Origin of the sequence: Microlunatus panaciterrae (genome assembly GCF_016907535.1) — a bacterium.
In the GTDB taxonomy this organism is placed as follows: Bacteria; Actinomycetota; Actinomycetes; order Propionibacteriales; family Propionibacteriaceae; genus Microlunatus; species Microlunatus panaciterrae.
Map to the genome: position 1 here is coordinate 1,217,303 of NZ_JAFBCF010000001.1, position 14,178 is coordinate 1,231,480.

At 69.6% G+C, this 14,178-nt stretch carries 15 protein-coding genes; 5 read left to right on the forward strand and 10 right to left on the reverse strand.

The features are described from left to right. Window positions 1–111: 111 nt before the first annotated feature. From trxA to JOE57_RS05515, 7 genes are all read right to left on the reverse strand, one after another. The gene (gene trxA / locus JOE57_RS05485) at window positions 112–501 is read right to left on the reverse strand and encodes a thioredoxin (protein WP_204916754.1); all 390 of its coding nucleotides are present in this window, start codon (window positions 499–501) and stop codon (window positions 112–114) included. 127 nt (window positions 502–628) lie between these two features. Then, window positions 629–1,402, reverse strand: a complete 774-nt coding sequence (locus tag JOE57_RS05490; RefSeq protein ID WP_204916755.1) for a methyltransferase domain-containing protein — start codon at window positions 1,400–1,402, stop codon at window positions 629–631. A gap of 19 nt (window positions 1,403–1,421) precedes the next feature. Next, window positions 1,422–2,117: an iron-dependent transcriptional repressor DtxR gene (locus JOE57_RS05495; protein WP_204916756.1), complete on the reverse strand. Its 696-nt coding sequence runs from the start codon at window positions 2,115–2,117 to the stop codon at window positions 1,422–1,424. 130 nt (window positions 2,118–2,247) lie between these two features. Then, on the reverse strand, window positions 2,248–3,081 hold the full coding sequence (locus JOE57_RS05500; RefSeq protein ID WP_204916757.1) for a ketose-bisphosphate aldolase: 834 nt from the start codon (window positions 3,079–3,081) through the stop codon (window positions 2,248–2,250). A 10-nt stretch (window positions 3,082–3,091) separates the two neighbouring features. Beyond that, a complete protein-coding gene (locus JOE57_RS05505; protein WP_204916758.1) occupies window positions 3,092–4,255 on the reverse strand; it encodes an N-acetylglucosamine-6-phosphate deacetylase in 1,164 nt (387 codons plus the stop codon). Then, window positions 4,248–5,186, reverse strand: coding sequence for an ROK family protein (locus JOE57_RS05510; protein ID WP_204916759.1), 939 nt, complete (start codon window positions 5,184–5,186; stop codon window positions 4,248–4,250). Before JOE57_RS05510 ends, JOE57_RS05505 begins: the two co-directional genes overlap by 8 nt. A gap of 31 nt (window positions 5,187–5,217) precedes the next feature. Continuing rightward, window positions 5,218–6,102, reverse strand: a complete 885-nt coding sequence (locus JOE57_RS05515) for an SIS domain-containing protein (RefSeq protein ID WP_204916760.1) — start codon at window positions 6,100–6,102, stop codon at window positions 5,218–5,220. 71 nt (window positions 6,103–6,173) lie between these two features. Between JOE57_RS05515 and JOE57_RS05520 the strand changes: the two genes are divergently transcribed. Together JOE57_RS05520 and JOE57_RS05525 are read left to right on the forward strand one after the other, a co-directional pair. Further along, window positions 6,174–6,965, forward strand: coding sequence for a DeoR/GlpR family DNA-binding transcription regulator (locus JOE57_RS05520; RefSeq protein ID WP_338041175.1), 792 nt, complete (start codon window positions 6,174–6,176; stop codon window positions 6,963–6,965). Window positions 6,966–7,348: 383 nt separating this feature from the next. Further along, window positions 7,349–7,963: an acVLRF1 family peptidyl-tRNA hydrolase gene (locus JOE57_RS05525; protein WP_338041394.1), complete on the forward strand. Its 615-nt coding sequence runs from the start codon at window positions 7,349–7,351 to the stop codon at window positions 7,961–7,963. A gap of 108 nt (window positions 7,964–8,071) precedes the next feature. Here the strand turns inward: JOE57_RS05525 and pdxH are convergent, their stop codons facing one another. Next, window positions 8,072–8,722 carry a pyridoxamine 5'-phosphate oxidase gene (pdxH, locus tag JOE57_RS05530; protein WP_204916761.1) on the reverse strand — a complete coding sequence of 217 codons (651 nt, stop codon included), beginning with the start codon at window positions 8,720–8,722 and terminating at the stop codon, window positions 8,072–8,074. Window positions 8,723–8,838: 116 nt separating this feature from the next. Here pdxH and serC point away from each other — a divergent pair, with 116 nt between their 5' ends. Then, entirely contained in the window at window positions 8,839–9,960 is a 1,122-nt protein-coding gene (serC, locus tag JOE57_RS05535; RefSeq protein WP_204920248.1) for a phosphoserine transaminase, read from the forward strand. A gap of 32 nt (window positions 9,961–9,992) precedes the next feature. Here serC and JOE57_RS05540 read toward each other — a convergent pair whose 3' ends face one another. Beyond that, a complete protein-coding gene (locus JOE57_RS05540) occupies window positions 9,993–11,009 on the reverse strand; it encodes an SdiA-regulated/phytase-like domain-containing protein (RefSeq protein WP_204916762.1) in 1,017 nt (338 codons plus the stop codon). 262 nt (window positions 11,010–11,271) lie between these two features. Between JOE57_RS05540 and JOE57_RS05545 the strand changes: the two genes are divergently transcribed. Together JOE57_RS05545 and arfA are read left to right on the forward strand one after the other, a co-directional pair. Next, window positions 11,272–11,928 (forward strand): DUF7691 family protein, encoded by a 657-nt coding sequence (locus JOE57_RS05545; RefSeq protein ID WP_204916763.1) that lies wholly within the window; start codon window positions 11,272–11,274, stop codon window positions 11,926–11,928. A gap of 86 nt (window positions 11,929–12,014) precedes the next feature. After that, window positions 12,015–13,526 (forward strand): arabinosylfuranosidase ArfA, encoded by a 1,512-nt coding sequence (gene arfA, locus JOE57_RS05550; protein ID WP_204916764.1) that lies wholly within the window; start codon window positions 12,015–12,017, stop codon window positions 13,524–13,526. Between the two features lie 162 nt (window positions 13,527–13,688). Here the strand turns inward: arfA and JOE57_RS05555 are convergent, their stop codons facing one another. After that, window positions 13,689–14,177: a type II toxin-antitoxin system PemK/MazF family toxin gene (locus tag JOE57_RS05555; RefSeq protein WP_204916765.1), complete on the reverse strand. Its 489-nt coding sequence runs from the start codon at window positions 14,175–14,177 to the stop codon at window positions 13,689–13,691. Window position 14,178 lies beyond the last annotated feature (1 nt).

The window sequence follows — 14,178 nt, forward strand, 5'->3', positions numbered from 1 at the left end:
GAGGCTCGGGGCACGCCCTTCGACAGGCTCAGGGCGCGGGGTGAGGCTCAGGGCACGGGTTACCTGGACAGCAGACACCCCCGAGGTGATTCCTCCGGGGTGTCAGGTGAGTCAGGCTTGGGGCTGCTCGCCGTCCTGCTGGGCCTGGAGCTTGGCGACCTCGGCGTGCACGGCCTCCATATCGAGGCCCTTGACGGCGTCCACGACCTCCTTGAGCGCCGGTCCGGGGAGGGCGCCGGCCTGGTTGAAGACCAGGACACCCTCACGGAAGGCCATCAGCGTCGGGATGCCCTCGATGCCGAGGGCGGCCGACAGCTCCTGGTTCTGGTCGGTGTCCAGCTTGGCGAAGACGATCTCCGAGTGCTCCTCGGACTCCTTCTCGAAGATCGGGCCGAAGCGCTTGCACGGCTGGCACCAGTCGGCCCAGAAGTCGACCAGCACGATGTCATTGTCGGCGATCGTCTTTTCGAAGTTCTCGGTGCTGATTTCGAGGGTTGCCATAGAGCGTTCTCCTGTTCGGGGCGCATTGATGTGGGAGTCGCAGCCGACTGCCATATCGACTACCAGTGACTGTAACCAACCCTCCGGCCGGGGTATTCCGCCGTCGACCGACCCCAGCCACACTCAGCTATTTGATGGCCACCAGCCGACGCATCGGGATGCTGATCTCGACCGGACCCCGCTTGGCCACCCGATCCTCCAGGTGCTCGATCGCCGCCTCCACCCGCGACCATCGCGTCTGCGGCAGATATAGCGCCGACAGCATCAGCTCGGCATCGGCCCGTGACGTGACCGTGAAGCGATATTTCTCGCGGTTGTCCTCCACCTTTTTCAGCCCGTACAGCTCAAGGGTCCGAGCGAAACCCGCCAGCTCGACCGGGCCGGGAAACTGGGGTTTGGTCCGCAGCCGGGTGTTGAGCCGGGTCAGCACCCGCAGATCCTTCGGTGACAGCGGCCGCAGCGCCGGCGCGATCGCCGCCAGCACGCCGCCCGGGCGCAGCACCCGGGCGACCTCGGCCAACACCTCGCTCAGTGGGGTCACCACCACCAGCCCCATCGAGCTGATCACTGCATCCATGCTGTGGTCCGCGAACGGCAACCGCAGCGCATCGGCCCGCACCCAGGGCCCGGGGCCACGTTCCTTGGCAAGGGCGAGCTCGTGCTCCGACAGGTCGAGACCGACCACCATCCGCCCGTTCTCCTGCAACTCGCGGGAGACCGGCCCCGATCCACAGGCCAGATCCAGAACGGTCTGGGCGTCGTGGGAGACGGCTCTGGCCAGCCAGCGGTACGGAGTGTGGTCACCCGACAGCGCCCGCGACAGCACCGCCTCCGCCACGCCGGCGCGTTGGCGGTGGAAGTCTGCCAGGTACTGCTTCCAGTTGATCTCTTCGTCAGCCACCGCTATCTCTCCTCCGGGGTCAGATCCGGCTGACGAACAGGTGGGTCGACGCCTCCCGGTCGATCTCACAGCTGGGTGAGCCGGCCGCGGACAGCCGCACCCCGAGCCCGCCGAGCTCCGCGGTCACCTCCGCACCCGGCTGGATCCCGGCCTGGCGCAGCGTCCCCATCATCTCGACGTCCTTCTGGATCTCCTCGCTCATCCGCTGGATCACCACCCGCTGGCTGCCGCCGGCGGACGTGATCACCTCGAACAGCTGGTCGTTGCCGGCCCGGAACGGGTCCTCCGGCGAGCTGGAGCCGAGCTCCTCCAAGCCGGGAATCGGGTTGCCGTACGGGGACTCCGTCGGTGAGTTCAAAAGCTTGATCAGCCGCCGCTCCACATCCTCGGAGATGACGTGCTCCCAGCGGCAGGCCTCCTCGTGCACCAGCTCCCACTCCAGCCCGATGACATCGATCAACAGCCGTTCGGCCAGCCGGTGCTTGCGCATCACCCGGGTCGCCCGCCCACGACCCTCGTCGGTGAGCTCCAGATGCCGGTCGCCCTGGACGCTGACGAGGCCGTCGCGCTCCATCCGTGCGACCGTCTGCGACACCGTCGGACCACTCTGATGCAGCCGCTCCGCGATCCTGGCCCGGAGCGGGACGATGCCCTCCTCCTCGAGCTCGAAGATGGTGCGGAGATACATCTCGGTGGTGTCGATCAGGTCGCTCACGTTGTCATTCTCCCTTGGTTACCCAGATCCTGCAGGCGTGGCGCAGGCCGGTGCCCCGAGGGTAAGACTAGATCATCGGCCGCCAGCCACGGCCTCGTCAGGTGCCGGGCAGCAGCCCTTGGGCGACCGCTCAGGCGGTCAGCAACCGCAGCAGCCGGGCCACCTCGTCGGCCACGGCGTCTCGGGCAGGACCGAGGTATTTCCGGGTGTCGACCAGCTTCGGATCGGCGTCGAGCCGGGCCCGGACGGTGTCGGTGAACACCTTGTTCAGGTGGGTCGCGATGTTGATCTTGGTCATCCCGGCTCGGACGGCCCGGACGATCTCCTCGTCCGGGACACCGGACGACCCGTGCAGCACCAGCGGCACCGGTACGGCCGCGCGCAGCTCGGCGATGAGGTCGAGGTCCAGCTTGGCGCTGCGCTCGGTCATTGCGTGGGAGGACCCGACTGCGACAGCCAGGGCGTCGATGCCGGTCTCCTGGACGAAGGCCAGCGCCTCGTCCGGTCGGGTGCGGGCGCCTGGGGCGTGCACACCATCCTTGCCACCGACCTCGCCGAGCTCGGCCTCCACGTCGACACCGGCCGCGTGACAGTGCCGCACCACCTCCGCGGTCGTGCTGACGTTTCGGTCATAGTCGAGGATGGAGCCGTCGTACATCACCGACGAGAAGCCGACCCGGACCGCCTCAAACACCAGCTCGACTTTAGTCGCATGGTCAAGATGGACCACCACGTCGACCGACGACGCCCTGGCGATCGCCAACGTGGCGGCGCCGATCGGCGCCAACGCGCCGTGGTACTTGACGGCATTCTCGGAGATCTGCAGGACGACGGGCGCGGCCGCCTGCTCGGCACCGGCGACCAGCGCCTCGGCGTGCTCGATGCTGATCACGTTGAACGCGCCGACTCCATGATGGCCGGCCTGTGCCGGCGCGAGCAGGTCGGTCAGTCGTACGAGTGCCACGCAGTTCCCTTCAGGAGGTGACGGTTGGGGTGTCGTCGGAACGGTCCAGCCAAACGCCTCGGCGCATCACCCGGAGCAGCGAACCGTGATCGTCGACCAGGCAGAAGTCCGCCCGGTTGCCGACGCTGATTTGGCCGACCTCAGCGAGCCCGTGGGCCCGCGCCGGGGTCTTGGCTGCCATCCGTGCGGCGTCGGGAATGGAGATCCCGACCTGGGTCACGAGGAAGGCGAACGCGCCGGCCATCGTCAGCGTCGAGCCGGCGATCGACCCGGGCTGCCCGTCGGCGCCCACCAGCCGCGCCACCCCGTCCTCGACCTGGACGTTCAGCGCGCCGAGCCGGTAGTGGCCGTCGGCCATCCCGGCAGCCACCATGGCGTCGGTGATCAGCGCGACCCGGTCCGGTCCGGCCGCGGCAATGGCCATCGCGATCACGTCCGAATGCAGATGGGTGCCGTCGCAGATCAGCTCGACGATCGTCAGCGGGTCGGTCAGCAGCCGGGGTACGGGGCCCGGGGTGCGGTGGTGGATCGACCGCATGGCGTTGAACAGGTGGGTGGCCACCGTGCCGCCGGCCGCGATGCCTGCGGCGATCGCCTGCTCGTCGCCGTCGGTGTGGCCGAGCGCGGCCACCACTCCGCTGTGGCTGAGCCGTTCGATGGCGGCCAGTGCGCCCGGCAGCTCGGGGGCGATGGTGACCATGGCAATGTGACCCTGGCCCGACGTCAGCACCCGGTCCAGCAGGTGCGGCTGCGGCAGCCGGAGCAGGCTGGGATCGTGCGCGCCGCACTTGGCCGACGACAGGAACGGCCCCTCGAGATGGATGCCGGCGATCTCGCCCTGCCGCACCAGCGGCACCAGCGTCTCGATCTGGTCGCAGAGCGTGTCGATGTCCACCGTCACCAGGGAAGCGAAGCTGGTGGTCGTGCCGTGGCGGCGATGATAGTCCAGCGCCCGGAGCGCCTCGGCGGGGTCGGTGGTGGCGAAGTCGGCGCCACCACCACCGTGGACGTGTGTGTCGACGAAGCCCGGCACCAGCCAGCCGTCCAGTGCCTCGGCGTCCGGAGCACCCTCCGAGAGGTCGACGATCCGACCGTCGGCCACGGTGACGGTGCCGCCCCCGACATCGCCGGCTTCGGTCAGCAGATGCTCGACCCGGAACCGCTGCTCACTCATGACTGCCTCCTGCCGCACTGTGCACCCGGTCCCAACCGATCAGCCCGGCGCCGATGACGCCCGCGTCGGCCCCGAGGCTGGCGACCTCGATTCTCGGCGTCCGCTGGAAGTGCAGCCGGTCGGTCAGCCCGGCCGTGAGCTGCGGGAAGATGATGTCCGCCGCGCCGGACAGGCCGCCACCGATGACGATCACCTCCGGCGCCAGCAACGTCACATAGATGGTCAGGGCCTCCACCAGCGCCTCGGAGGCGATGGCGAAGGCCTGCCGGGCCGCCACCTCGCCGGCTCTGGCCCGGTCGGCGATCTCCCGGGCCTCGACCGACGGTGCGGCACCCGTGATCCGGTGATAGCTGCGCGCGACCCCGGCAGCCGAGGCGACGGTCTCCAGGCATCCGACCCCTCCGCACGGGCATTTCGCATCCCCGGCGGCCGGCACCTGGATGTGGCCCAGCTCACCGGCGTACCCGTCGGCGTCCAGCATCTGCCCGTCGACGATCATCGCCCCGGCGATGCCGGTGCCGAGCGGCAGGAACAGCAGGTTGTGGGCGCCGACGCCGCTGCCCAGCCGCCATTCCGCCAGACCGCCGCAGCGGACGTCGTGTGCGACCGCACCGGGCAGGCCGGTGAGGTCGCTGAGGAGCTGCCGCAGCGGAACGTCGTACCAGCCGATGTTGGCGGCCGCCCGTACGGTCCCTGTGGCAATGTCGATGATACCTGGCACCACCACGCCGAACCCGACACAGTTGCCGCCGGCGCCGGCCGTGGCGGCGAAGGCGGTGACCTGCCCGGCCAGCCAGGTGACGATCTCGGCGGGCCCGCCGTCGTGATAGGTGGGGACCCTGGTCTGGCCGCGGACGGTGCCGTCGGCGTCGGCCAGCGCCAGCTTCGTCAGCGTGCCGCCGAGGTCGACGGCGACGACGAACTCACTCATCAGCCCTGCTCCCGGAGTCTGGGTGATCGGCTCAGTCGGACAGCACGACGGAGCGGGTCAGGCTTCGCGGCTGGTCGGGGTTGAGGCCGAGGTCGATGGCCCGCGCGACCGCGACCCGCTGCAGCAGGACCAGCTCGGCCAGGGCGTCCCGCCCAGACTCGACGAAGGTGGCGCCGGTGGCGGCGACGTCCTCGGCCAGGCCCTGGGGAGCGGTGCCGAACATCCAGACCACCCGGCCCGGAGCGGCGATGCTGATCGGCCCGTGCCGGTAGTCCATCGCCGGGTAGGACTCGGCCCAGCTGGAGGAGGTCTCGCGCAGCTTGAGTGCGGCCTCATGCGCCACGCCGATGGTCCAGCCGCGGCCGAGGAAGGTCATCTGCTCGGCCCGCACCAGGTCCTGGTTGAGCGGGACGGTGAGCACCTCCTCGGCGGCGGCGATCACCGGCGCCAGGTCGAAGCCGAAGGCGGCCCGGAACAGGGCCAGGGTCGAGGTCGCGAAGCGGGTCTGCACCACCGACTGCTCATCGGCGAAGCTGAGGTCGACGACCTGGTCGGCCAGCCCGACCACCGGTGTGTCGAGGTCGCCGGTCACCACCATGGTCGGCACTCGGCCCTGCAGCGAGCCCAGCAGGTCGACCACCTCTGTCGTCGTCCCGGAACGGGTGAGGGCGACAACCCGGTCGTAACGGCGCCCGGTGGGGAACTCGGTGGCGGTGAACGCGTCCGACTCGCCGAGCCCGAGGCTCTCGCGCCAGGAGGCGATGATCTGGGCCACGAACCAGGAGGTGCCGCAGCCGACGAAGGCCACTCGTTCACCCGACCGAGGCAGTTGCGGCTCCACCGAGGGGGCCAGCTGGACGGCCCGGGTCCAGCACTCGGGCTGGGAGAGGATCTCCTCCTCGACAAAGAAGGTCATGCGTTCTCCTCAAGTGACGATTCTGTTGATTTTCTTCCCAAACGAACAGATATGAACATATCATGCATCTCGTGAGCGAGCAGCACTTGACAATGACGCGGGCGGAACGGCTGGCCGCGTTGTTGGAGCGTCTGGTTGCTGCGGGCAAGATCGATGTCGAACCGGCGGCGGACCAGTTCGGGGTGTCGGCCGCGACCATTCGCCGCGACCTGGACCACCTGGCCGACCAGCAGCTGCTGACCAGGACCCACGGCGGAGCGGTGCCGAACACCACCTCCTACGACCTGCCGTTGCGCTACAAGTCCGCGAACCGGGGCGAGGCCAAGACTCGGATCGCGCAGCGGGCCGTGCAGATGATGTGGCCGGGCTGCACGATCTCCCTGAACGGCGGAACCACGACGGTGGAGATCGCCCGGGCCATCCCGACCGTCGAGGCGCTCCGGCACGGCATCACGGTGGTCACCAACGCCATCAACATCGCCACCGAGCTGACCGTGCGCCCGTTCATCAAGATCGTCGTCTGCGGCGGCGTGGCCCGCCCGCAGAGCTATGAGCTGGTCGGTTCCATCGCCGCCGAGACGCTGGGGCGGCTGTCCCCCGACATCTGCTTCCTGGGCGCCACCGGGCTCGACGCCGAGGGGGGCATCACCACCTACGACGAGTCGGAGGCGGCGATCAACCGCGTCATGGTGACCCAGGCGAAGCGGACGGTGGTGGTGGTCGACTCCTCCAAGATCGGCACGGTCGGGTTCTGCCGGATCTGCAACGTGGAGGAGGTCTCGACCATCCTCACCGACAGCAACGCCGACCCTGAGGCGATCGCCCGGCTGCGCGAGACCGGCGTCGAGGTCATCCAGGCCTGAAGGACCGGGCTGAAAACGTACGCCCACAACGGAATTAACCCATTGACCGTTGACGGATCGCCGCCTACCTTAGATGCACACGGAAAGGAGGTGGTCCAGAGAATGAGTGACTTTTGGACATGTGAGGTGACGGCCAGCTAGCCGCCAACCTGTTGATGAACTGGTCCAGAGCGGCCGGCTAATCCACAGCCAACACCCGAACCCGCGAGCCGCCGGTATTGTCCACCGGCCGGTACTGATCCGGAGACGACTGCACCGCAGCCTGACCGGCAGCACCGAGAGGCTCGCGGGTTTGTCCGTCTGGACGGTCCTTCGGCACAGCAGTCGGGGCCGGTCACCACCGAGGAGAGGTCATCAGCACCGAGCGGGCACGTCAGGTCACGATCGCCCGTGACCGGTTGGGTCCCTGGCTCGACGGGTTCCGCGACCGGCACGGGCCGACCCGATCCCTCCGTAGCGGCGACGAGCTCGCGTTGGAAGCCCAGGACGGAGCCCGGGCCTGGGTGCATCTCCCGTTCCCGACGCTGGCAGCCCCGGAGGTCGACTGCGAGAGGTCCGTGCTTGACCATGTGCTGACCGACCGTCGGGTCGGTTGCCTGCTGGTCCGCAGGGGCGGCTTCGCGGTGGGTGTCTTCGAGGGTCATCGGCTGGTGTCCTCCAAGGTCGGCTCGGCGTACGTCCAGGGCCGCACCAAGGCCGGCGGCTGGTCTCAGCAGCGCTATGCGCGACGACGCGACAACCAGTCGAGGAAGGCTTATGCCGAGGCGGCCGACGAGGCGGCGGCACTGCTGCTGCCCGAGCTGCCCCGGCTGGAGGCCCTGGTGACCGGCGGCGACGGGCCCGCCGTCAGCGCCGTCCTGGCCGATCCGAGGCTCGCGCCGCTGCGCCCGCTGGTGCAGCCGCGAGTGCTTCCGGTGCCCGATCCGCGGCTACGGGTGCTGCGCGCGTTCGGGGAGCAGTTCCTGGCCGTACGCATCGACCTCAACGACCTCGCCTGAGTCCCCTCCGCGGCCACGGAGGCGTCCGTGCAGACCGTGGTCGCACTGTGCAGGCTGTCGGAGGCCTGCCTGGAGTGACGACCGTCTGCACGGTCGAGGTCGGGAGCGTCAGGGAGCGAGCCGGACGAGGCCCCAGCCGTCGCCGTCGCGGCGATAGACCAGCCGGTCGTGCATCCGGCTGGGCTGTCCCTGCCAGAACTCGATCATCTCGGGCCAGACGCGGAAGCCGCCCCAGCGCTCCGGGCACGGGACCTCAACGCCCTCGAACCGTCGCTCGACCTCGGCATAGGAGTCCAGCAGGGACTGGAGCCCAGCCACCTCGCGGGACTGTGCCGACGCCCAGGCCCCCAGCTGCGAACCCCGTGGCCTGCTGGCGAAGTACGCCTCCGACTCGGCCCGAGACACGGCTGCGACGCTGCCCTCGACCCGGACCTGGCGGTGCAGCGCATACCAACCGAAATGCAGCGCTACCAAGGGATTGGCGTCGAGCTCACGGCCCTTGCGGGAGTCGTAGTTGGTGAAGAAGACGAAGCCTGCGTGATCAAGTTCCTTGAGCAGTACGGTGCGGGCGGCCGGCCGGCCGTCGGCGACGGTCGCCACCACCATCGCCGTCGGCTCGGCCAGCACGCCCTCGTCCCGGGCGTCGAAGGCATCGGCCAGCCAGCTGCGGAACAGCTCGAACGGATCGGCCGGCGCAGCCGTCTCGAGAAGATGATCACCGGCATAGTCGACCCGTTCGGCGGCCAGATCTGGGCTCATGGGCCCAGTGTGCAACATCGGCGTCCGAGGAGCGAGTGCACCCATGCGAGCGACTCTCAACTGCCGAGTGGCGACAGGGCGGCATCGGTCGCCGTGGCAGAATCCCAGCCGTGACCATGCTTCAGATCCCCACCGACCTGCTGCCCGCCGACGGGCGCTTCGGCTGCGGCCCGGCCAAGGTCCGGCCCGAGACGCTGGCCGCGGTGGCCGGGTCCGGGGCCGGCCTGATGGGCACCTCGCACCGGCAGGCACCGGTGAAGGACCTGGTCGGTCGGGTGCGGGACGGCCTGCGCGAGCTGTTCGCCGCCCCCGACGGCTACGAGGTGGTCCTCGGCAACGGCGGCTCGACGGCGTTCTGGGACGTGGCCGTCTCGTCCCTGATCCGGCACCGCAGCGCCCATGCGAGCTTCGGCGAGTTCTCGGCGAAGTTCGCCAAGGCGGCCGGTCGGGCGCCGCACCTGGCCGAGCCGGCTGTGCGGACGGTCCCAGCCGGTTCGGTGGTGCTGCCCGAGGCCACCCCCGGTGCCGATGTCTACGCCTGGGCGCACAACGAGACCTCGACCGGCGCGATCGCCCCGATCGGCCGGATCGCCGGGGCTGACGCGGACGCCCTGGTGGTGATCGACGGCACTTCGGCCGCGGGCGGCGTACCGGTCGAGCTGGCCTCGATCGACGTCTACTACTTCGCCCCGCAGAAGAGCCTCGGCTCGGACGGCGGCCTCTGGTTCGCCTTCCTGTCGCCCGCCGCGATCGAGCGGGTGCACCAGATCGCGGCCACCGAGCGTTGGATTCCGGAGATCCTGAGCCTGGAGGTGGCGCTGGACAACTCGGTCAAGAACCAGACGCTGAACACGCCGGCGATCGCGACCTTGATCATGCTCGAGGACCAGCTGAACTGGCTGAACCGGCAAGGCGGCCTGGACTTCGCCTCGTCCCGGACGCGCGCCTCCTCCCAGCGGTTGTACGCCTGGGCCGAGGGGTCGCCGGTGGCCACCCCGTTCGTCAGCGACCCCGCCTCTCGCTCCCCTGTCGTCGGCACGATCGACTTCGCTGACGGTGTCGACGCCAAGCAGCTCGCCGCCGTACTGCGGGCCAACGGCATTGTCGACACCGAGCCCTACCGCAAGCTCGGCCGCAACCAGCTGCGGATCGGGATGTTCCCCAACGTTGAGCCCGACGACATCTCCGCCCTGTGCGGCTGCATCGACTGGACGCTGGAGCGCCTCCACACCCCCTGAGCGGTCAACGGCGTCGAAGGATCGGAGCGCGGCTACCGGCGGCGACGGCTGGGGGCGGCGAAAACGATCACGCCGGCAATGACGGCCAGGGCGGCGGCCAGCCCGAGCGCCAGCAGAGTGCCGCGCCGGCTGCGTCCCTCGGTGTCCGAACCGCTGGCCGGCGGGGTCGTCCCGGGGTCGGCCGGCGCGGTCGTGGGTGCCGCGGATCTGGGCGGTGAGGCGCTGCCGGACGGGACCGCGGCCACCTTGGTGGGGATCGGGATCCGATAGACCGCTGAGCTGGTGCCCTCACTGCCGACCAGCAGGGCCCTGCCGTCGAGCGTGGTGGTGATCGACTCACCCTGGGGCTGGAACGGCAGCGCGGCCCGGGCGGTGACGTCATAGCTGCCGGCGTCCATCACCTCGAGCGAGACGTACGTGCGCAGAGCCAGACGGCCGTCGCTGGGCAGCACCACCCCGTCGGTGACGTAGGCCGGTGCGTCGCCGACCCGTTGCAGCTGGTTGACCCCCTGCCGAGACGGCTGTGCCGGGGCCGCGTAGATGCCGCCCTTGCCCTCCTTGCTGACCAGGAACAGCCTGCCCGCCGAGTTGATCAGCAGCGTCTCGGCGTCCCGCGGCCCGTCGGGATAGCGGAAGTCGTACGACTGATAGCTGACCGTCCGGTTGTCCGGGGTCGGGTCGTTGAACACGTACACGGTGACGAAGTTCCGCGAGGCGTTGTTGTCGCCGATGTCGGCCACATAGAGGTGGTTGTCGTGGACGGCGACCGCCTCGACGTCCCGGACGTCGGCACGGAAGCTCAGCGTGCCCTGGACGGAACCGTCGTCGGCCAGTCCGTAGGCGACGGCGCCGCCGCCGGAGTCGTTGACCGTCCAGTAGAGCCCGCGACCGGTGTCAGTGGCCAAGCCGGAGGATTCGGCGATCCGCTTGTCCTTGATCGTGAAGACCGGCGTCACCTCGGCGGCAGCAGGGGTGGGCGCGAACACGGTCGGCAGCAGCAGGCCGAGCAGCAGCAGGGCCGCGGCGGCCCGGCGCCTCGCTGCTGCCATCGGTGATCTTTCCCCTGTCCTCCACCCGACGAGTCCCGTCCTGCAGGGTTCCCGCACAGGGAGCGTACGCGATCGCCCCAGCCGTCGCGACGACCGACACCTTTCCTGGCGCGGTCAGCCGACCATCCACTTCCACAGCGCGGCGACGACGACGATGAACATCAGCGCTCCGAGCAGCCCCGAGACGATCAGCCGACGCGCCCGGGGGTTCATGGGTACACACTATGGCTCGTGAAACTTCGCCTCGGTTACGGTGTCCTGTATGGGTGAGCTCAGGCTGTACGCCATCGGTATCGACGAGGTACGGGGCATTTTCGGCGCACCTCCGCAGGAGGCGGAACGGCTGCGTGGCATCGCCACCAAGGTGCTGGCCCCGCCGGCGGTCGCGCAGAAGACCGGTCTGATCGGCAAGCTGGGCCCCATCTTCCGGCGGGTGCCGGCCGCGCCCGTGATGTCCCCGACGGCCCCGACCCCGCACGACGTTGACGTCCTGGTATCCGGCGCCTACATCCCGCCCGACCGGACGGCGGCGAGTTGGCGGGCGCTGGAGGTGCTGGTGTCGGGGTCGGCGTGGGGGGCCACCAGGATGGCCCTGACCCCGCAGGCGTTGGACGACCTCGACTTCGCCCTGGCGCGGGGCGGCGTCTCGGCCGCGGTCGGCCTGCGGCACCTGCTCAGCTCCACCACCAGCGTCAATCTGGTGCCGGTGCCGGGCCTCACGGTCGGCTACCACCCGTACGAGAAGGCGCTGGCCATGGCCTCGGCCTATCGGGCCGCGATGCCCGAGGTGAAGACGGCAGAGCAGCAGGAGATGCTGGCCGCCCTGATCAGCTGGCTGGACGGCTTCCGGCCCTGGGCCGACGTGGCTCAGTCCCTCGCCCGCCCGGTCCCGGATCTGGTCGGGTTCTGGGCCCACTGAGTCCCGATCGGGGTAGGCGCGCCTCTTGACGCGGAACGCGACTGCCTCCAGAATTCTTCTAACGTTGTAATCGACCGGAAGGCATCATGTCCAAGGCCCACCTCACCCTCGATCCCGCGTTCGTCGTCGGACCGATCAACCGCAACCTGTTCGGCTCGTTCGTGGAGCACCTCGGCCGCTGCGTCTATGACGGGCTGTACGAGCCAGGTCACCCCAGCGCCGACGAGGAGGGCTTCCGGACCGACGTCATCGAGCTGGTCAAGGAGCTGGGCGTCTCCACCGTCCGCTACCCCGGCGGCAACTTCGTCTCCGGCTTCCGCTGGGAGGACAGCGTCGGGCCGCGTGAGCAGCGGCCCCGCCGACTCGACCTGGCCTGGCACTCCACCGAGACCAACGAGATCGGCCTGCACGAGTTCGCCTCCTGGCTGTCCAAGATCAACAGCGAGCTGATGCTCGCGGTCAACCTCGGCACCCGGGGCACGCTGGAGGCCCTTGATCTGCTGGAGTACGCCAACATCCCGGGTGGCAGTGCGTTGTCCGAGCAGCGGATCGCGAACGGCCGGACCGATCCTTTCGGCATCAAGATCTGGTGCCTGGGCAATGAGATGGACGGGCCCTGGCAGCTCGGCCACCGCTCGGCCGAGGACTACGGCAAGCTCGCCTCGCAGACCGCGAAGGCCCTGCGCCAGCTGGACCCCTCGATCGAACTGGTCGTCTGCGGGTCGTCGTCGGCGCACATGCCGACGTTCGGCTCCTGGGAGCGTGAGGTGCTGAGCCACACCTACGACGACGTCGACTACATCTCCTGCCACGCCTACTACCAGGAACGCGATGGCGACCTGGGCAGCTTCCTGGCCTCGGCGGTCGACATGGACCACTTCATCGAGACCGTGGTCGCCACCGCAGACCACGTCAAGGCCGTCCGGAACAGCAAGAAGACGATCAACATCTCCTTCGACGAGTGGAACGTCTGGTACATCAGCCGCTATCAGGACGTGGACAAGATCGAGGGCCTGGACAACTGGCCGGTGGCGCCCCGGCTGCTCGAGGACGTCTACTCGGTGGCCGACGCGGTCGTCTTCGGCAACCTGATGATTTCCCTGCTGAAGCACGCCGACCGGGTCACCTCCGCCTCGCTGGCCCAGCTGATCAACGTGATCGCGCCGATCATGACCGAGCCCGGGGGTCCGGCCTGGCGGCAGTCCACCTTCTTCCCGTTCGCACTGACCTCACAGCTGGCCCGCGGCAACGCGCTGGAGGTCAAGCTGGACGCCCCCACCTACGCCACCGAGGCGTACGGCGAGGTGAGCCAGCTGGATGCGGTCGCCACCCATGACGCGGAGACCGGCAGGACCGCGGTCTTCCTGGTCAACCGCAACCAGTCGGAGCCGACCGAGGTCACCATCGACGCCCGGACCCTCGGCGCGGTGAGGGTGCTGGACGCCCAGTCGCTGAGCGACAACGATCCGTACGCCAAGAACACCGCGGCCGAGCAGGAGCGGGTCGGCACCAAGTCGATCGACACCCTGACCGGCGACGACGGCAGCATCGTCGTCACCCTGCCGCCGGTGTCCTGGACCGCCCTTTCGCTGGGCTGAGGTCCGTCGCAGGAACACCTCTGGTGCGAACCCGCTCGGCTTCCGCCGGGCGGGTTCGACCGTCTCCGGGCCCGGACGTCCCTGTGCTCAGAGGTCCCTGTGCTCAGAGTGCCCGCGCTCAGAGGTCCCTGTGCTCAGAGTGCCCGCGCTGAGTGCCCGCCCTCAGGCGTGCAGGTAGGGCCGGGCTGCGGCCAGCACGGCGTCGAAGGTCCGCCGGTCGAGGGCGGCCCCCTCGCGACGGATGCTGCCGGGGTCGAGGTGCAGCACCCGGTTGAGCCGTACCTCGCTCGGTCGCCGCTGACCGTCCCAGCTGCCGCTGCCGACGTCCATCCACAGCCTGCCCTGGCGAGCCTCCTGGGCGGCGTCCCGATCGTGGTCCTTGCTGGTCAGCTGCAGCCCGAGCAGCGTGGTCCCGGCCCGGCCGACCAGCAGCACCGGCCGGTCCTTGCCCTGCGTCGGATCGTCCTCGTACGGCACCCAGGCCCAGACGACCTCGCCGGGGTCGGGGCGGCCGTCCAACCGGGGCTCGTAGCTGAGTCGCTGGCCCGTCCGCTGGGTCGGGTTGCGGCGGGCGCCACCGGCCGGCGGCAGGGTCGGCCGGCGCCGACCGGCGAGCCAGGAGCGGAGCCGCGAGCCGAGGGAGCTGCCCATC

What these genes read in the sequence shown, in the direction of transcription:
- JOE57_RS05515 (WP_204916760.1), bottom strand. Translation starts at nt 6,102, where the DNA reads ATGACCTTCTTTGTCGAGGAGGAGATCCTCTCCCAGCCCGAGTGCTGG.
- JOE57_RS05510 (WP_204916759.1), bottom strand. Translation starts at nt 5,186, where the DNA reads ATGAGTGAGTTCGTCGTCGCCGTCGACCTCGGCGGCACGCTGACGAAG.
- JOE57_RS05540 (WP_204916762.1), bottom strand. Translation starts at nt 11,009, where the DNA reads ATGGCAGCAGCGAGGCGCCGGGCCGCCGCGGCCCTGCTGCTGCTCGGC.
- serC (WP_204920248.1), top strand. Translation starts at nt 8,839, where the DNA reads ATGCTTCAGATCCCCACCGACCTGCTGCCCGCCGACGGGCGCTTCGGC.
- pdxH (WP_204916761.1), bottom strand. Translation starts at nt 8,722, where the DNA reads ATGAGCCCAGATCTGGCCGCCGAACGGGTCGACTATGCCGGTGATCAT.
- JOE57_RS05545 (WP_204916763.1), top strand. Translation starts at nt 11,272, where the DNA reads ATGGGTGAGCTCAGGCTGTACGCCATCGGTATCGACGAGGTACGGGGC.
- trxA (WP_204916754.1), bottom strand. Translation starts at nt 501, where the DNA reads ATGGCAACCCTCGAAATCAGCACCGAGAACTTCGAAAAGACGATCGCC.
- JOE57_RS05505 (WP_204916758.1), bottom strand. Translation starts at nt 4,255, where the DNA reads ATGAGTGAGCAGCGGTTCCGGGTCGAGCATCTGCTGACCGAAGCCGGC.
- JOE57_RS05555 (WP_204916765.1), bottom strand. Translation starts at nt 14,177, where the DNA reads ATGGGCAGCTCCCTCGGCTCGCGGCTCCGCTCCTGGCTCGCCGGTCGG.
- arfA (WP_204916764.1), top strand. Translation starts at nt 12,015, where the DNA reads ATGTCCAAGGCCCACCTCACCCTCGATCCCGCGTTCGTCGTCGGACCG.